At 73.8% G+C, this 17,158-nt stretch carries 12 protein-coding genes; 7 read left to right on the forward strand and 5 right to left on the reverse strand.

Annotated elements, in window-relative coordinates; genetic code table 11:
- The first annotated feature begins 208 nt into the window (after positions 1 to 208).
- Both ACIRD3_RS03550 and ACIRD3_RS03555 read left to right on the forward strand, forming a co-directional pair.
- On the forward strand, positions 209 to 1,636 hold the full coding sequence (locus tag ACIRD3_RS03550; RefSeq protein WP_402211937.1) for an alpha/beta hydrolase family protein: 1,428 nt from the start codon (positions 209 to 211) through the stop codon (positions 1,634 to 1,636).
- Positions 1,637 to 1,735: 99 nt separating this feature from the next.
- Positions 1,736 to 2,575, forward strand: a complete 840-nt coding sequence (locus tag ACIRD3_RS03555) for a siderophore-interacting protein (RefSeq protein WP_402210990.1) — start codon at positions 1,736 to 1,738, stop codon at positions 2,573 to 2,575.
- Positions 2,576 to 2,623: 48 nt separating this feature from the next.
- On the opposite strand, the gene ACIRD3_RS03560 is transcribed toward ACIRD3_RS03555, so the two are convergent.
- Positions 2,624 to 3,394 carry an alpha-ketoglutarate-dependent dioxygenase AlkB gene (locus ACIRD3_RS03560; RefSeq protein WP_402210993.1) on the reverse strand — a complete coding sequence of 257 codons (771 nt, stop codon included), beginning with the start codon at positions 3,392 to 3,394 and terminating at the stop codon, positions 2,624 to 2,626.
- Complete coding sequence (locus ACIRD3_RS03565; protein ID WP_402210995.1) at positions 3,378 to 4,634, reverse strand: hypothetical protein; 1,257 nt, start codon at positions 4,632 to 4,634, stop codon at positions 3,378 to 3,380. The genes ACIRD3_RS03560 and ACIRD3_RS03565 overlap by 17 nt, the downstream gene beginning before the upstream one ends.
- Before the next feature lie 596 nt (positions 4,635 to 5,230).
- Here ACIRD3_RS03565 and ACIRD3_RS03570 point away from each other — a divergent pair.
- From ACIRD3_RS03570 to ACIRD3_RS03580, 3 genes are all read left to right on the forward strand, one after another.
- On the forward strand, positions 5,231 to 6,631 hold the full coding sequence (locus tag ACIRD3_RS03570; RefSeq protein WP_402210997.1) for a cytochrome P450: 1,401 nt from the start codon (positions 5,231 to 5,233) through the stop codon (positions 6,629 to 6,631).
- A gap of 102 nt (positions 6,632 to 6,733) precedes the next feature.
- A complete protein-coding gene (locus tag ACIRD3_RS03575; protein ID WP_402211000.1) occupies positions 6,734 to 7,849 on the forward strand; it encodes a hypothetical protein in 1,116 nt (371 codons plus the stop codon).
- A 171-nt stretch (positions 7,850 to 8,020) separates the two neighbouring features.
- The gene (locus tag ACIRD3_RS03580) at positions 8,021 to 9,157 is read left to right on the forward strand and encodes a hypothetical protein (RefSeq protein ID WP_402211003.1); all 1,137 of its coding nucleotides are present in this window, start codon (positions 8,021 to 8,023) and stop codon (positions 9,155 to 9,157) included.
- Positions 9,158 to 9,260: 103 nt separating this feature from the next.
- Here ACIRD3_RS03580 and ACIRD3_RS03585 read toward each other — a convergent pair whose 3' ends face one another.
- Both ACIRD3_RS03585 and ACIRD3_RS03590 read right to left on the reverse strand, forming a co-directional pair.
- Positions 9,261 to 10,475 (reverse strand): saccharopine dehydrogenase family protein, encoded by a 1,215-nt coding sequence (locus ACIRD3_RS03585; protein WP_402211005.1) that lies wholly within the window; start codon positions 10,473 to 10,475, stop codon positions 9,261 to 9,263.
- Positions 10,476 to 10,557: 82 nt separating this feature from the next.
- Complete coding sequence (locus tag ACIRD3_RS03590) at positions 10,558 to 12,231, reverse strand: CocE/NonD family hydrolase (protein ID WP_402211008.1); 1,674 nt, start codon at positions 12,229 to 12,231, stop codon at positions 10,558 to 10,560.
- Between the two features lie 286 nt (positions 12,232 to 12,517).
- Between ACIRD3_RS03590 and ACIRD3_RS03595 the strand changes: the two genes are divergently transcribed.
- Entirely contained in the window at positions 12,518 to 13,198 is a 681-nt protein-coding gene (locus ACIRD3_RS03595) for a GPP34 family phosphoprotein (protein WP_402211011.1), read from the forward strand.
- A 176-nt stretch (positions 13,199 to 13,374) separates the two neighbouring features.
- Here ACIRD3_RS03595 and ACIRD3_RS03600 read toward each other — a convergent pair whose 3' ends face one another.
- Entirely contained in the window at positions 13,375 to 15,345 is a 1,971-nt protein-coding gene (locus tag ACIRD3_RS03600) for a lamin tail domain-containing protein (protein WP_402211013.1), read from the reverse strand.
- Positions 15,346 to 15,587: 242 nt separating this feature from the next.
- On the opposite strand from ACIRD3_RS03600, the gene ACIRD3_RS03605 reads away from it, so the two are divergent.
- The gene (locus ACIRD3_RS03605) at positions 15,588 to 17,117 is read left to right on the forward strand and encodes an FMN-binding glutamate synthase family protein (RefSeq protein ID WP_402211016.1); all 1,530 of its coding nucleotides are present in this window, start codon (positions 15,588 to 15,590) and stop codon (positions 17,115 to 17,117) included.
- The last annotated feature ends 41 nt before the right edge of the window (positions 17,118 to 17,158 follow it).

The following is a 17,158-nucleotide window of genomic DNA, read 5'->3' on the forward strand; positions in this document are numbered from 1 at the left end:
GCAGAGCGGCCGGTGGTCCGGTGTGCTCGACTGCTGCCCAGGTCGTACGGAGGCCGCAACGGATGACGACCCCGGTCGCAGCCTGGGGCGAGGCGAGGCCGACCCCGGTCGCAGCCTGGGGCGCGGCGAGGGCGACCCGTGGCCGATGTGACGGTGCGTGCCCGGCGCCGAGCATGGCCGGGTGACCGAGAACATCGCGGGACTGTTCATGTCCCCTCCGGAAATCCTCGCCCTGTCGGCCGCCCTCGCCCTGGTGGTGGCACGCTGGCTTCCACCGGCCGCCCGCCCGCGCGTCACGATCGCGGCGGGGGCGGTGCTGCTGTTGTCCGTGCTGGTGCTGGCCGTCACGGGGATCCGCTGGCAGCTGCTGCCCGTGCCGGCCGGCGCCGCCCTGGCATCGCCGTTCGCCGTCGCCCCGCTGCTGCGACGCCGTACCGGCCGGCCGTCGTGGCGGGCCCGCTGGTGGCTTGCGCTGCCGGGATCGCTCGCCTGCGTCGGCTTGATCGCCACGGCCCCGGTGGCCGCCTGGGCCTTTCCCGTGCCCCGGTTCCCCGAGCCGACCGGCGAGTTCGCGGTCGGCACCAGGGTGGTGCAGTGGACCGACCAGGGCCGCCCGGAGACCTTCACCGCCGACCCGGACGACCGGCGCACGGTCGTGGTCCAGCTCTGGTACCCCGCGCGGAAGAGCCCCGCGGACACGCCGCGGGCCCAGTACCTCGGCCGTACGGAGGAGGAGGCGCGCACCGTCTCCGAGGCCCTCGCCCGGGGGGTGGGCCTGCCGGGCTTCCTGGTCGACGGTGTGCCGCGGGCCCACTCCCACGCGGTGTTCGACGCGCCGGTGGACGGCGGCGGGGGCCGGTTCCCCGTCGTGCTGTTCTCACCCGGGTCGGGTGGGGTGCGCACCCAGAACACCGCCTGGGCGGAGGAACTGGCCAGCCACGGCTACCTGGTGGCCGCCCTCGACCACCCGTACGACTCCGCCGCCGTCCTGCTCACCGACGGCCGGACGATCACCACCGAGACCTCCTCCAGCGGCGACCCGGACAAGGACGAGGAGCTGGCGGCCGGCTGGACGGCCGTCCGGGCCGCCGACCTCGGCTTCGTCCTCGGCCAGTTGGAACGCCTGGACCGGGGCGAGGGATCCGACCCGCTGACCGGATGCCTGGACACCGGCCGGGTCGCGGTGACCGGCCACTCCATGGGCGGCGCCGCCGCCCTCCAAGCGGCCCGGCAGGACCGCCGGTTCCGCGCCGTCATCGACCTGGACGGCTACCCGCACGGCCCCGCCTCGCCCGCCCTCGTCCAGCCGACGCTCGCGCTCACCCAGGCCGTCACCCCCGGAACCGACCCGCGCTACCTGTCCCGCCTCACCGAGGCCCTGCAGGCCGGCAGCGCGACGAGCTACCGGCTCACCATCCCCGGCGCCGCGCACCTCACCTTCATGGACGGCCCGCTCTACCTGCCGCCCGTGCCCTCGATCGTCGGCTCCCTGGGCCGCACCGGGAGTCCCCGGGTCGTCGCCGCGGCCACCCTGGCCTTCCTGGACGCCGTGCTGCGGGACGGGCCCGGCGACCTGGCCGGCGCCCTGCGGGCGCACGGCGACCTCAGCGTCCACCACCCGGCCGGCGGCCGCTGATCGACGTCGCCCCGGGGTGGGATCCGTCCGCAGGCCGGACCTGCTAACTTAGGCAAGCCTAACCGTTTGATCGATCTGACGACATGACCGGGGGACCCCATGACCGATCAGCCGACCCGCAGGACGCCGCGCGCCCGCGAGACGCGGGTGCTGCGCACCGAACGGATCACGCCGCACATGGTGCGCCTGGTCCTCGGCGGCGAAGGGCTGGACGACTTCGACGCCACCGAATTCACCGACCACTACGTCAAGGTGCTCTTCGCACCCGCGAACACGACCTACCCGGAGCCGTTCGACCTGGCGCGGATCCGCGAGGAGTACCCGCGCGAGCAGTGGCCGGTCACCCGCACCTACACCGTGCGGGCCTGGGACCCGACGCTGCGCGAACTGACCGTCGACTTCGTCGTGCACGGCGACGAGGGCCTGGCCGGGCCCTGGGCCGCCCGGGCGCAGCCGGGGGAGACGGTGCGCATCCTGGGCCCCGGCGGCGGCTACGCCCCGGAAGCGGACGCCGACTGGCACCTGCTCGCCGGCGACGAGAGCGCGCTGCCCGCGATCGCGGCGTCCCTGGAGCGGATGCCGGCCGGTGCCGTGGTGCACGCCTTCATCGAGGTCGCCGACGCCGCGGAGGAACAGAAGATCGTCTCGCCCGCCGCCGTCGAGCTCACCTGGCTGCACCGCGGCGATCGCCCGGTCGGCGAGGCCCTCGTCGAAGCCGTCCGCGCGCTGGAGTTCCCCGCCGGGACGGTGTCGGCCTTCGTCCACGGGGAGGCGGGCTTCGTGAAGGAGCTGCGGCGCCAACTGCGCCTGGAGCACGGCGTTCCGCGTGAGCGGCTGTCCGCCTCGGGCTACTGGCGCTTCGGCCAGAACGACGAAGCCTGGCGGGCGGCCAAGCGCGAGTGGAACGCCCAGGTGGAGGCCGAGCAGGAGCCGGCCTGACCTCGGACCAGGCGCGCGGATCCGGACCCCGGCGGTCGGCTGCCGGGGTCAGACGGGCGGCAGCAGATCGCTCTCGCTGATGGTGTACGTCAGCGGGGGGTAGCCGAAGTCCGTCTCCCGGTTCTCGCGGCGCCGCAGCCGGTAGAACTCCTGCCGCTGCTCCTCGTCGGCGGGCACGAGGCGGGCGCCGTCGGGGAGGTGCGGATGTCCGTCGCGGAAGCGAACCAAGGTCTTCGACGTCCGGAAGGTCACGCCCAGCCACGCGTTGTCCGCCGCGGGGGCGGGCGCGTCCAGCACGATCTTGTGCCGGAGCCGCCGGTTGGAGCCGACGGAGAACGCCACGACGCCGTGGTCGTGGAGGGGGACCTCGAAGGTCTCGCCGTCGTCCTCCTTCGATTCGAAGACCAGCTTCCTCGGCGGGCCCGCGTCGGGATGCCGGTAGCAGGAGAAGACGGCGATGAACGACCCGTCGGCCAGGTCGAGGGCCTGGTCGGAATGGCTGCCCATGGTCCGGTAGGCGTCCGTGTAGGTCTCGATGAGGGCGTTGTTGAAGCCGACCGGAAGCGCCGCGCGCTCCCGGACCCGCTGCGCCAGCCGCTCGTGCACCGCCCGGAACCGCTGCGCCGGGGTGCCGTACCGGGTGGTCGTCCGGACGAGGGGCGCGTCGCCCGCCTCGTCGACCCTGGTGAGCACGGCGCCCCGTCGGCCCTTCCCCACGTCCTCCCAGCGGGTCGCCGCGGTGAGCTCCGCGAAGAGGTCACCCTCGCGCGGCAGGGCGCAGGAGAGGACCCGGTCCGAAATCCTAGACGCGGGGGGCAAGGTAGTCTCCCGAGTTCATGCTGAAGAGGAACCCCTCGCCGTAGTCGATGAAGGACGAGGTCAGGTTCTCCTCGGCGTACAGCCTGCGCAGCTCGTCCATGCCCTCCGGTGTGGGCGGCCCCAGCCGCACCAGCTCCCCGCCCGCCTTGAGGAAGGTCCGGCCGTCCTTGTGGACGGCTTCGGCGCTCGAACAGCGCACCACGTACCCCAGGCGGGTCGGCAGCAGCCCGGCGTCCAGCGCACCGGGCCGGATCTCATGCGTGTACAGGCGGTTGGTGGACAGCGGCATGAAGAGGACGGAGCCGGGATAGAGGGTCACGGTGAACTGCGCGGGGAGAGCGGCTCCGTCGAGCTCTCCGGTCGGATCCTTGAGACGGAAGTGGAGCCTGGTCAGCCCGCTGGCCTTCCCCACCCCGTAGTCGAAGGAGTCCCCGGCCAGCGGCTGCAGCTTGTCGAGCCCGTCGTAGAAGGTGCAGAAGGCCATGACGCCGTTGGCGGGCATGTCCTTGGTCTTGTCGGCGTGCGACGAGATCTTGGCCTTGGACTGCTTGCGCTCAGCCGTGGCAAGGGTGTTGTGGTAGGTCTGCGCGAGGACGTGGTTCAGTGGCGCGTGGTTCCGGAAGACGGCGGCGGCCTCGCGGTTCAGGGCGTCCACGATGTCGCGGTCGGTCGGGCGGAAGCCCTCGGTCGGCCCCGAGAGGTTCGTGGAGCACCGGAGCAGACGGAAGTGCAGTTCGTCCCCGTCCTGGGTGACGGGCGTCAGGTAGATCCCGGTCCGATGGGCCTTTCCGGGCTTGGTGGACTCCGTCAGGTCCTGGAACGCGTGCTCGGCGCGGATCCGCCCGAAGTGGTCGGCGTCGAGCCCGAAGAAGCGGGGGTAGAACACGCCGACGCCGTGCACCCGGAGCGGCACCCGGCCGAGGCCGACGACGTCCCCGATGCCCTGGCTGTCCTCGATGCCCTCGATGTCCTCGGTGTCCTCGTGGTGACCGGGCGACAGCTCCCGGACGACGAACACCCGGTCAGCCGACCGCAGTCGGCGCCCGTCGGCCCCGGACGCATCGCCCCAGAGGTAGACGGTCCTCCCCGCGAGGTCCGGCGAGCCGGAGGCAAGCTCCTCCGGCGTGACGACGGACCCGAAGAACTCCCTGGCGACATCGTGATCGTGCACCGTCGAAGGCGCGACCAGGACGTTGCCCGCATCCTCGATGCGGGCCTCCGTCGGCGCTGTGGTGTGCATCAAACCGTACCCGTCGTTCGCGGATCCCGGCGCTTGCTCGGAACCTTGGACATGGCAACGGTCCGTCTCCCGTCGTCCGCGTGGACACGCGAACCAGAAGGGACGGACCGCTGAGGCCCGATGCTCTCACGGGGCCCGACGGCGGGCAACGGCCTTTGCCGCGCGGGCCGGCCGGTCAGACCGCCTGGGCCGGTTCGTCGAGCCAGGCGTGCCAGCCGTCCGGGGTGACGGTCAGTCCGAGGCGCTGGATGCCGGGCTCGCCCGCCTCGTGCCACCAGGCGAGGGCCTGCTCGAAGTCCTCCCACAGGCGTCGGCCGCCGTACTGCCGGACCGGGTGCTCGCTCTCGCCCTCCCGGAAGGTTGACTCACCTCCCCGCCTCCGCTGGCAGCGGCGGCGGGGTTTTCGCTTCCCGGGCCGTGCTGGATCGGTGGATTGTGGCAGCGTGCGTCATGGCGGCTGGAAACGGTCCCGAGACATATTTTCGGATCGGGTTCGGCCTTCTCAACTCCTGATGTCGGGTGCCAGATTGACTGCCCCCCGGACGGCGGGACTGCCCGTCGGCTCCGGATTTCCGCCCTGCGTCGAACGGGGAGACATGACGGCACCCACCGCGAACACCACCACGACCAGTACCGCCGCCCACCGCTTCGCCCGGGCGGCGGGCGCCGTTCCGCTGCTCGGGCACGTCCCGGCGCTGTTCCGCAATCCGCTGCCGTTCCTGCGCTCGTTGGCCGAGCAGGGGGAGCTGGTGGAGCTCCGGCTCGGGCCGCAGCGGGCGGTGATGGTCTGCACCCCCGAGCTGTTCCACCATGTGCTGACCGACACCCGGCACTTCGACAAGGGCGGGCCGCTCTTCGACAAGCTGCGCTGGTTCCTGGGCGACGGGCTCGGCTCCACGTCCCGCGACGTGCACCGGCGGCAGCGGCGGCAGCTCCAGCCCGCGTTCCGGCCGGAGGCCTTCGACCGCTACCTGCCGGTGATGCTGGAGGAGATCCACGCCACCGCGGGCGGCTGGCGGGACGGCCGGGTGATCGAGGTCGAGGAGTACGCCTACCAGCTGATCGCCAGGATCATCACCAGGACGATGTTCTCCGCGGACGGCCCCTCGGCCGCGGTGGCCCGGATCGCCGCCGTCTACCCGGACTTCCACCAGGGAATCGGCCGGCAGATGCGCTCCCCGTTCCGCTGGCTCGACCGGGTCCCGACGCGGGCCAACCGCCGGTTCCGGCACGCCTGCCGCACCGTGAGCGCGGAGGTCGCCGGTGCGATCGAGGAGCGGCGCGGCGGCGGACGCACCGGGGACGGCGGCGTTCAGGACCTGCTCGCGCTGATGATCGGGGAGGGGCTGACCGACCGGGAGATGCGCGACCAGGTCGTCACCATGCTCACCGGCGGCATCGGCACCTCGGCCTCGGCGCTCGGCTGGGCGCTGCACTTCCTCTCCCGGGACGAGGAGTTGGCCGACGCCGTCGCCCGGGAGGCGCGCGCCGTCCTCCCCGCCCGGCAGCGCCCGGACGGCACGCCCGCCGAGGTCACCCTGGCCGACGTCAAGCGGCTGGACCTCGCCCGCCGCGTGGTGGCGGAGACGCTCCGCTTCTACCCCTCCGCCTGGTTCTACAGCCGCACCGTGACCGCGACCGTGGCGCTGGCCGGCGTGCAGCTGCGCCCCGGCACCGCCGTCCTGCTCTCGCCCTACCTCCTCCACCACCGCCCCGACCACTACCCCGACCCCGAACGCTTCGACGTCGACCGCTGGTCGCCCGCCCGTCAGGCCGAACACCCGCGTCAGGCCTACGTCCCCTTCGGCACCGGCTCCCGCCAGTGCATCGGGGACGTCTACTCCCTGACCGAACTCACCCTCGCCGTCGCGGTCATCACCTCCCGGTGGCGGCTGGAACCGCCGCCGGGTCCGCTGCCCGCGCACCTGGTCGAGCCCCGCCCGTGGACGGTGATCCACCCGGCCCCGCTGCGCCTGCGGCTGCACAGCCGCCCCTGAACCGCACCGGACCGCACCGGACCGCACCGGACCGGCACGGCACGGAACGGCACGGCACGGAACGGCACGGCACGGACCGTCCCGAAGGAGGCTGACACCCGCATGACGACCCCCCGCACCGTCCCCCTCGACCTGCGCCTGCTGCCCGACCCCGACCACGCCCTGTACCGGCTCCCCGCCCGGATGTCCCCGCACCGCGAGGAGTTGGAGCGGCTCATCCTGGAGTGGGCCGACCGCTACCGCCTGGTGGACGGGCCGCGCGCCCGCCAGCGGCTCGCCGACACCCACCTGGGCGAGCTCATCGCCCGCTGCTACCCGCACCTGCGGGCGGAGCGGCTCGCGCCGCTCGCGGGCTGGTTCACCTGGGCCTTCGTCATCGACGACCTCTACGACGGCTACGCCTCGGCGGAGGCCGCCGGCCACACCCGCACCACTCTCCGGATGCTCGCCGCCCTCTCGCTCCGGCCCGCCGGGCCGGCGCCGGCCGATGACGCACCGCCGGCCGGGGACGCGCCGCGAGCCGATGACGCACCGCCGGCCGGGGATTCGCCGCCGCTCGCGGACGAGCTCGCCGAGGTCTGGCGGCGACTCGCCGACCGGCAGAGCACCCGGTGGCAGCTGCGCTTCATCACCCACATGGGGCAGTTCCTGGACGCCTTCCGCTACGAGGCGGTCAACCGCGAGCACCGGCACGTCCCGGCGCTCAGCGGCTACACCCAGCTGCGCCGGGCCTCGGGCGGCATCACGCCCTCGCTGGACCTGCTGGAGTACGCGGCCGGCCTGGAGGTGCCCGCCCTGCTCCACGAGTCCGAGCAGCTGCGCACGATGGTCAACAAGGCCTCCGACGTGGTCGTCTGGGTCAACGACGTGCTCTCCCTGCGGAAGGAGCTCGTCGTCGGGGAGGTGACCAACGGCGTGCTCGCGGTGAGCCGGGAGCTCGGCTGCGGCCTCCAGGACGCCATCGACCACGTGTACCGCAAGGTCGCCCGCGACATCGACGTCTTCCTGCGCGCCGAGGAGTCCCTCGACACCCTCTGCGGCAGCTGGTACGGCCTGCGGGAGGCCGACCGGGCCGCCGTCGGCACCTTCACCGACGGCATGAAGGCCTGGATGCGCGGCAACCTGGACTGGGGGGCCACCTCCCGCCGCTACGTGGAGGTCGACACCCTCCGCCTCAGCCGCAACCCGGATCTGCTCGGCGGGCGGGCCCGGGCCTGACCCCGGGGAGGGCGGGGGCCAACGGGCGGGTGGCATCGCGGATTGGTGTGCGGGGCGCATCGGCTGGGCTCGACGGTCGTTGGTCTGTCATTGCGTGAGACCACTCACGCCGCGCGCCGGTCGAGGATCATGCTTCGGCCGGCGCGGGTCCTTTGTACGAGGAGCCGACCGGTGACTGACCTCCACCGCCGCGTCCCGCAGCAGCGGGAAGCCGTACGCGCCGACCTGAGCCTTGACGCGCTCGACTTCCTGAGGCGGCACGGCCTCCACCCCGCCCCCGAGGCGTACCTCGCGCACGGGTACGTGGACCTGTGCCTCAGGGCCTGGCCGACCGCCCGCAGCGCCCCGCTGAGCCTGGCCACGCGCTGGGCCCTGTGGACCTGGACCACCGACGACCTGCTGGACGGGGACCTCCGTACCGCCCCGCCGGAGGCGATCGAGCGGTTCACCCGGTCCTTGCTGCGCGTCGGCGCCGAGAGCGCCGGGCCCGCCCCCGGGGACCATCCCGCCGTCCACGCGCTGGCGGAGCTGGTGCGGCAGACCCGCGCGACCATGCCCGACTTCTGGTGGCAGCGCTACCGCGAGCACCTGGACGCGTGGATCGTCGCGGCGCGCGACAAGCTGGTGCACTACGTCCAGCCGGGCCGGACGCCCACGCTGCGCGAGTACCTGACGATCCGGCCGGCCGACGGCGGCATGCTGCTGGCCGCCATGTGGTGCGAACTCGCCGAGCAGTGCGTCACGCCGGACTGGAGCGACCCCCTGGTGCGCGACCTCCTGGACTCCTTCTCGACCTGCGGGATCCTCGCCAACGACCTCGCGGGCGCCGGCCACGGCGACGGTGACGGTGACGGCGGGGACGGTGACGACGGCGAGACCTTCAACGCGGTGGCCGCCCGGATGGCCGACGGCCGGCTCTCTCCGGCGCAGGCCCGGCGGGACGTCAGCGGGCGGCTGGAGGCGGAGGAACGGCGCTTCCGGTGGCTGTACTCGGCGGTCAGCAGCGGTTTCCCCGCCGTCCCGGGCTCGGTCTCGGCCTCGGGTTCGGGCTCGGGCGTCGGCACCGTCACCGGACCCTCGGGAGGCGTGGTCCTGGACACCGGTCGCTTCGCGTTACTCCTCGACGCGTTCCGGGTGGCCCTCACCTCCTGGACGGGCACCAGCTCCCGGTACGCGTCCGCGCCCGCAGCCGCGCCCGCCGCCCCGGGCCGGGCGCGCGGGCTGCGCGGTGTCCTGGGCTCGCTCAGGCTGCGCAGGAGGCGCAGCACGGGCACGCGCGGCGGCGGCGTCCGGGCCGGGACCAGGTGAGAGGCCGTTCCCACGGCGGGTGGCCCTGAGTCGGTCCCCGAGGCGGGTGGCCCTGAGCCGGTCCCCGAGGCGGGTGGCCCTGAGCCGGTCCCCGCGGCGGGCCCTACCGGCCGGGGGCGGTCCTCGGCCGGGCGTCCAGGACCCGGAAGGAGAGGCCGGCCGCGATCAGGCGGTCGATCAGCGGCCGGCCCATCGCCACCGCCGTGGTCAGCTGCCCGGCCACCGGCGGCAGGTCGTCGTAGGCCAGGCAGAGCGCCGACTCGGCCAGCATCATGGCGGTCTCCTGGTAGCCCGGGTCGCCTCCGGAGACCTCGGTGAGCACGGTCGGCCCGCCCTGGGCCCGGGCCACGAAGCGGACGGCGAACCAGGAGCGGGCCCGCTGCTCGGCGCTCGGGCCGTCGCCGGGCTTGCGCAGACGGCCCAGGGCGCGGCGCAGCACGGGGAGTTGGGCGGCGACGGCGACCGCCGCCACGGTGGCGATGCCGCCGAGGGCGATCGGCAGCCGTCGGACGGCCGCGTAGTGGGTGTAGCCGAAGTCCGGGCCGTACGCGTCCAGCGCGGCGGCCGAGCGGGACACCACCTGCGGGTCGATCGTGGGCATCGGCACCGCCCAGGCCCGGGCCGTGCGCGAGTGGTGCGGGCGGCCGGTGGGGGTGCGGACCAGCCGTCCCCTGGGGCGGGGTTCGGCCGCGCGGCGGGCCCGGGCGGCCCGGGCCATCGCGCGCGGCCGGGAGAAGGCCGTCATCGCGGAGGCGAAGGTGCCGCCGGAGATGGTGCCGCCGGCGCGGACGAAGCCCTCGACCGAGACCCGGGTGGCGGGGCCGCCGCGGCGCAGCAACTCCTCGACGGTGAACAGCACGCCGAGGTCGTGCGGCACCGAGTCGAAGCCGCACGCGTGCACCAGTCGCGCGCCGGTGGCCACGGCGCGCTCGTGGTGGCGGAGGTACATCCGGTCGACGAACTCCGGCTCGCCGGTGAGGTCCACGTAGTCGGTGCCGCTGTCCGCGCACGCCGCCACCAGCGGCTCGCCGTGCCGCAGGTACGGGCCGACGGTGGACACCACCACCCGGGTGGAGGCGGCCACGGCGCGCAGCGCCTCGCGGTCGGCGGCGTCCGCGACCAGCAGCGGGAGGTCCGCGCAGCGCGGGTCGATCTCCGCCAGCCGCGCCCGGACGGCGGCGAGCCTGCCCTCGTCGCGTCCGGCGAGCGCCCAGCGGCAGCCCTCGGGCGCGGTGCGGGCCAGGTACTCGGCGGTGAGCCCGCCGGTGAACCCGGTGGCACCGAACAGGACCAGGTCGTACGGGCGGGCCTCGGCCATCAACAGTCCCTACTCGCGGGTAATCGACTGCGCCACGCTAGGAGCCCGGCGTGGCACTGTCAACGGTTCGGGGCCGTGCCCCTCAGCGGACGGGCAGGGCGAGCTCGGTGGGGTCGTCCGGGGTGGAGGCGAGGGTCACCGTGCTGCCGAGCGGGGTGGTGCCGCCGTAGAGGGCGTCGCGGGTGCCGAGGACCAGGGCGAGGCGGTGGCCGGGCGGGACGTCGTACGCGGTGGCGAAGAGGGTGACGTCGAGCGGGAAGGGCCGGCCGGGGGTGCGTCCGCTCCAGCTCTGCGGGCCGTGGGAGACCAGCCGGCCGATGCCGAGGGCGTCCACGTCGTAGAGGTAGGCCACCGCCGTGCCGTCCGGGCTGGTGGAGCTGACGGAGGTGTGCAGGCGGGCCGCACCCCGGACGGAGAGCCCCTGCGGGTACGGCTGGGACTGCCAGACGGCGGCGGCCGGGCGGGCGAGCAGCGGGATGACGGCCGTGGGCGGCTGGTGCAGCGCCTGCTCGACCATGCCGGAGAGCAGGGCGACTCCGGCGTGCGCGCCGGAGGGCAGGTCGCCGAGGACGGTCCGGTGCCACGGCCCGGCGGCCGGGTCGCCGAGGGTGTCGGCGCCGACGGCCAGGTGGTCGGTGCGGGTGGCCACCGACTGCCAGTCGGGGTGGCTCTCGTGGCGGCCGGTGGGGCGGACCTCCAGGTCCACCGGCAGGCGCCGGTCGGCCGGGACGCCGGACCCGGCCTCGCTTCCGGCCCCGGCGTCGGCCCCGGCGCCCTTGAGGTACTGGTCGAGCCAGGACCGGGCGCTGCTCCAGGCCGCGTTGGAGAGGCCGAGCAGGCCGGTGAACTCCTGGCTGGCGTGGTCGCCGGGGCGCAGTTCGAGGCGCTTGGGCACCGTCAGCCGCTGGTAGAAGTCGGTGATCTGACCGGGGTTGAAGAAGCTGTCGCCCCAGGCGTTGGCCAGCAGGACGGCGGTGCCGTTGGCGTTGATCCGGTCCAGGTAGCGCGCCGGGGAGCGGGTGTCCGCCCAGCGGATGACGTCGGGCAGGTCGCGGTCGGCGAAGAGGTCGTCGAGCACCCGGGCGAACTCGGGGCTCTTGCGGCCGGTCGGGGCCTGGATCCCGGCGAGCACCGCGGCCGCCTGGAGGTGCCGGGTCTGCCCGCTGTACAGCGAGTCGGTGAGGTCGGCCCAGCCGCTGAGCGAGGCGACGGCCTTGATCCGCGGGTCGAAGGCGGCGCCGAGCAGGGTGAGGCCGCCGCCCAGGGAGAGGCCGACCATGCCGATCCGCTGCGGGTCGGCGGGGGTCCGGGCGAGCGCCCAGTCGATCACCGTGGAGATGTCGCCCACGTCCTTGGGCCCGGCGACGTCGACCTCGCCGCCGGAGGCCCAGAAGCCGCGCACGGTGTAGGTGACGACGACGTACCCGGCGCCGGCGAGGGCGTGGCCCTGGGCGACGTACTCCAGGTCGTTCTGGCCCCAGCTGGCCGGCTGCACCACCAGCGGGTAGCGCCCCTGGGGGTCGGCGCCCGGGGTGCCGGGGGGCGGGGTGAAGACGTCGGCCTTGAGGACGACGCCGTCCTTCGCGGGGATGTCGGCCAGGCGGAACGAGCCCGGGCCCGGCGCCGCTCGGACCGGTCCGGCGGACTGAGGGGCAGCCGCCGCGGGCCGGGCGGCCGCGCCGGTGCCGAGGACGACCACCGCGGCGAGCACCACGCTCGCCGTCCGCTGTGCGCTGTTCCGCCTGGATCGTTCCATCGCTGCTCCCCGGCCTCCGCACCGCGCTGACCTCGGATCATGCGGCGCTGTGATCATTCGTCCGGGGGAGCGTAGCGATCTGACGGCCTTTCAGAGGAGATGGTGATCAGCCAAATTACTGGCCGGTAATGTTCCGGTCGTGCGGCCGCCGAAACCGTGCTCCCGCGGGCGAGGATCGGCCGGGAACCGGAACGTGCGGGTGGGCGTTGCTGGCTGAGGACACCCAGCTGTGGCGGCCGGCAGGCAGCCGCGGGGTGGCCGGTCCGAACAGGGAAAGGAATGGCACATGCACGTCACCCTCGCCGAGGAGCTGATGCTGCTCTCGCTGGACGACGAGTCCGGTGTGGCGAAGGACAGTTCGAGCGCCGGGTGGGCGGTGGCGGGCGGGCTGCTCGCCGACCTCGCGCTGGCCGGGCGGGTCGCGCTCGACGAAGGCCGGATCACCGTCACCGACCGCACGCCGACCGGCGACCCGCTGCTCGACGAGCGCCTGGAGCGGCTCACCGAGTGGGTCGGGCGCAAGGCCCCCGGCAAGGCGAAGGCGGCGGAGTGGCTGACCAGGGACCACGCCACAGCCGTCCGGTCCACCGTGCAGCGGCTGTGCGAGCGCGGCCTGGTCGTCGAGGAGAGCCGCCGGGTCCTCGGCCTCTTCCCGGTCCGGCGCTACCCGGAGGCGGACGGCTCCGTCGAGCGTGAACTGCGGGCGCGGCTGACGGCCGTGATCCGGCATCACGAGGCGCCCGACGTCCGCACCGCGACGCTGATAGCCCTCCTGCACGGCGCCCGGCTGCACGCGCTGGCCTTCCCCGACCTCCCGCGGGCGCGGGTCGAGCTGCGCTTCGCGGAGATCGCGGCGGGCGACTGGGCGGGCGATTCCGTCGGTCAGGCGATCCGGAACATGCGCGTCGCCATCGCGGCCATCGCCGCGGTGACCGCCGCCACGGCCGCCACGGCGGCGGTCAGCTGACGGTCCGAGGCTGACGGTCCGAGGCTGACGGTCCGAGGCTGACGGTCCTCGGCTGACAGTCCGAGGCTGACGGTCCGAGGCTGACGGTCCGAGGGTGACGGAGGGGCGCAGACGCAGGAGACGGCCCGGGCCCGCAGCAGTGCGGGCCCGGGCCGTCTGTCGGCTACGGGCGGGGATCAGCAGGGGAAGGTGCCGCTGTAGAGGGCGTGGCCGTAGGAGGAGCTCCCGGAGCCGAAGCCGTAGACGCCGTCGTCGCTCCAGACCGCCTCGCGGAAGCCGTTGACGCAGGTCGAGGTCGGCGCCAGGGCGAAGCCCTCCAGGTTGTCGACCGGCATGACGGCCGGGTTGCCGTAGGTCACGTCCGGGACGATGGCCCCGGCGGCGTCGACCTTCAGGAAGGTGTGGGTCTCGCCGCAGGTGTTGTCGCAGGTCGCGACGATGCGCTGGGTGCCGGCGTCGAAGGTCACGTCCATCACGGAGACCTTGCCGGTCGCGACGGTGCCGAAGGTGGTGAACGTGCCGTCGGAGTTCAGGCCGTAGACGTGCAGGGTGCCGTCCCACTCCAGGCCGGCGACGTACAGGCCGCCCCCGTGCAGCGGGTAGTTCGCCGGGTTGTAGGCGGCGCCGGTGCGCGGGTCGACCCAGCCGTTGGCGGTCAGCCAGCTGTCGGGTACGTAGCCGACGCCCTCGAAGCCGAGGTTGGCGTCGTCCTTGCTGCCGGTGTTCAGCTGCGGGAACTGCGAGGTCATGTCCCACTGGTGGAGCGGGGTGAGGGTCGAGCCGGGCGCGGCCGGGTCGTACTCCAGGATGGTGTCCTTGGGGACGGTGTTGTCGGTGTTGTCGCGCTCGGAGGTCACGTAGAGGTGGCCGTTGCCGCCGACCGTCAGGCCCTCGGAGTCCGGCTGGCCGGCGCCGCCGGCGAAGCGGATCTGCTTGCCGGTCGCGCTCCAGGACGGGTCCGGGATCCACGTGCCGTTGCTCTTCACCAGCTTGTACAGCCAGTTCTTGTTCTTGGCGGCCCACAGCACCGAGGGGTTCGCCGGGTCGAAGGCGAGGCCGCTCAGGTCACGGCCCTCGGGACCGGTGGAGGTGGTGAAGGCGCAGACGTTGTCGGCGATCGTGACGTCCAGTCCGCCGGGCCAGGCCAGGGTGCCCGCCGGGGTGGAGCCGGTGCCGCCGGGTGCCTCGGGGGTGCAGCCGCTGGTGAGCGCGCCGCCGCCGCCCAGCAGGCGGCCGGTCTGGCCGCCGCCCCCACCGCCGCTGCCCGAGCAGGAGTTGGCGACGCCGAGCGTCGCGGTCGTGGCGGTCCGGAACCGGCCGGTGCCGTTGGCGCAGCGCTCGTCCGAGGGCTTGGCGCCGCCGGTCGCCCAGGTCACCGAGTCGAGGGTGGTCCCGTTGGCGTCGAGGAGGAAGAGCGAGTCGTTGTCGCCCAGGCCGAGGGCGGAGTCGAACGTGACGTAGCCGCCGGCGGGGACGGTGGTCGCGCTCGGTGCGGAGGCGGAGATCGAGACGGGGGAGTGGGCGGTGTCGCTGTCGACGTACTTCCACGACCCGATGCTGACGGCACTCGTCCCGCCGTTGTACAGCTCCACGGTGTCCGCGCCGTCGGAGGTGACCTCGTTGATCCGCACCCGGCTCGCCGCCGGCGTCGACGACGGGCAGCCCGGGGCGTTCGCGGCGCCGAAGGTGGCGGCGGTGGCGGTCACCCACCCGCCGGTGCCGTCACCGCCGCAGCGCGCCATCGCCGGCTTGGCCGCACCGGTGGCCCACTCGACCCGGTCGACCACCGTGCCGTCGGAGGTGTAGATCACCAGCTTGTCCGAGTCACCCAGCCCCTTGGGCGAGTCGAAGGTGACGAAGCCGCCCGCCGCGATCGTGGTGGAGGACGGGCTGAACGACTGCGGGGAGAAGCCGTCGTCCGACATCTTCCAGCCGCTGAGGCTGACGGCGGTCGAGCCGGCGTTGTACAGCTCCACCGTGTCGCTGTTCGACGAGGTGACCTCGTTGATCCGAACGTTCTGGTAGCCGGCCGGGGACGCGGCGGCCGCGGGCTGCGCCGCGACGACGCCGGTGAAGGCCAGTCCTGAAAGCGTCAAAGCCGCGGCGCACAGGGAGGCGACGCCGGAGCGCGAGTGTGAGGTAGGCACGAGGCCGAACTCTGGTGACGCGACGTGGAAACCGCGTGTACGACGGCTGAACACCGGCTGCTGGCCGACCGAACGCCAGGCGCGTGTCCGGATGCCGGGACGCCCGGGCGGCCCGGGGCCGGACAGCGGACGAGGCCCCTGGCCGCAGGCCGGTGCGAACGGCCCCCTAGCATGCGAGGCGCGTGCGGTGCGCATCCCTTCGCATCCCCGTGCGTCCATCCCTGCACCCAGGAGGAACGTCCATGCAAGCCCGGAAGATCGGCGCGGCCGCGGCAACGGCGGTAGCGCTCCTGGCAGCCCGTGACCTGATCCAGAAGAAGCACGCGCTGCTGCGGAACTTCCCGGTGCTCGGGCACGCCCGGTACCTGCTGGAGACGATCGGACCGGAGCTGCGGCAGTACATCGTGACCTCCAACGAGGAGGAGCGCCCGTTCAGCCGGGACCAGCGCAGCTGGATCTACGCCTCGGCGAAGCAGGAGAACAACTACTTCGGCTTCGGCACCGAGGTGGACGTCGAGCACGTGCAGGGCCACGCCTACGTCAAGCAGCGCACCTTCGCCGCCGACGTGCCCGACGTGCACGACCCGCAGGCCCCGCTGCCCTCGGCCAAGGTGCTCGGCGGGCCGCGGGGGCGCGCCAAGGCCTTCCGGCCGGCGAGCCTGGTCAACATCTCGGCGATGAGCTTCGGCTCGCTCTCCGGCGCGGCGATCACGGCGCTCAACAAGGGCGCGGCGCTGGCCGGCGCGATGCACAACACCGGCGAGGGCGGCCTCTCCCCGTACCACCGCAACGGCGGCGACCTCGTCCTGCAGCTCGGCACGTCCTACTTCGGCTGCCGCAACGAGGACGGCAGCTTCAACCTCGACAAGCTCAAGGACGTGGTGGCCGGTGCCCCGGTCAAGGCGATAGAGATCAAGCTCTCCCAGGGCGCCAAGCCCGGGCTGGGCGGGATGCTGCCGGGCGCCAAGGTGACCGCGGAGATCGCCGGGATCCGCGGCATCCCGGTCGGCCAGGACTGCGCCTCCCCCTCGCGGCACACCGCGTTCGGCGACGTCGACTCGATGCTCGACTTCGTCGAACTGCTGGCCGCGGAGACCGGGGTGCCGGTCGGTATCAAGAGCGCGGTCGGCGAGCTGGGCTTCTGGCGGGAGCTGGCCACCCTGATGGCGCGCGGCGACCGCGGCGTCGACTTCGTGACGGTCGACGGCGGCGAGGGCGGCACCGGCGCGGCGCCGCGGATCTTCGCCGACTCGGTGTCGCTGCCCTTCCGGATGGGCTTCTCCCGGGTCTACGGCACCTTCGCCGAGCTCGGGCTGACCGACGAGCTGACCTTCATCGGCTCCGGCAAGCTCGGTCTGCCCGAGAACGCCGCCGTCGCCTTCGCCCTGGGCGTCGACATGATCAACGTGGCCCGCGAGGCGATGCTGTCGATCGGCTGCATCCAGGCGCAGAAGTGCCACACCGACAAGTGCCCCACCGGCATCGCCACCCAGAACCCGTGGCTGGCCCGGGGCGTCGACCCGGCCTCCAAGGCCGAGCGCGCGGCCATGTACCTGCGCACCCTGCGCAAGGAGCTCCTCAAGGTCTCGGCAGCCGTCGGCGTCGCCCACCCGGCGCTCATCACGGCCGACGACATCGAGATCATGAACGGCGACTACGAGGCGCGCACGCTGGGCGGCGTCTACGGCTACAAGGAGGGCTGGGGCGAGCTCGGCCCGCGGCTCGCCGCCGACCTCACGGCCTTCCTCGCCGCGGGGCGGGCGGTCGCGTAACGGCACCGGCGCCCCCGCGTGCCGGGAAGCGGCAGGCACGC

This window comes from Kitasatospora sp. NPDC093550 (assembly GCF_044764985.1).
Classification (GTDB): domain Bacteria; phylum Actinomycetota; class Actinomycetes; order Streptomycetales; family Streptomycetaceae; genus Kitasatospora.

Bases quoted from the DNA above. Each gene is read 5' to 3' on its own strand.
- ACIRD3_RS03550 (WP_402211937.1), top strand. From the start codon at position 209: ATGTCCCCTCCGGAAATCCTCGCCCTGTCGGCCGCCCTCGCCCTGGTG.
- ACIRD3_RS03555 (WP_402210990.1), top strand. From the start codon at position 1,736: ATGACCGATCAGCCGACCCGCAGGACGCCGCGCGCCCGCGAGACGCGG.
- ACIRD3_RS03565 (WP_402210995.1), bottom strand. From the start codon at position 4,634: ATGCACACCACAGCGCCGACGGAGGCCCGCATCGAGGATGCGGGCAAC.
- ACIRD3_RS03570 (WP_402210997.1), top strand. From the start codon at position 5,231: ATGACGGCACCCACCGCGAACACCACCACGACCAGTACCGCCGCCCAC.
- ACIRD3_RS03575 (WP_402211000.1), top strand. From the start codon at position 6,734: ATGACGACCCCCCGCACCGTCCCCCTCGACCTGCGCCTGCTGCCCGAC.
- ACIRD3_RS03585 (WP_402211005.1), bottom strand. From the start codon at position 10,475: ATGGCCGAGGCCCGCCCGTACGACCTGGTCCTGTTCGGTGCCACCGGG.
- ACIRD3_RS03590 (WP_402211008.1), bottom strand. From the start codon at position 12,231: ATGGAACGATCCAGGCGGAACAGCGCACAGCGGACGGCGAGCGTGGTG.
- ACIRD3_RS03595 (WP_402211011.1), top strand. From the start codon at position 12,518: ATGCACGTCACCCTCGCCGAGGAGCTGATGCTGCTCTCGCTGGACGAC.
- ACIRD3_RS03605 (WP_402211016.1), top strand. From the start codon at position 15,588: ATGCAAGCCCGGAAGATCGGCGCGGCCGCGGCAACGGCGGTAGCGCTC.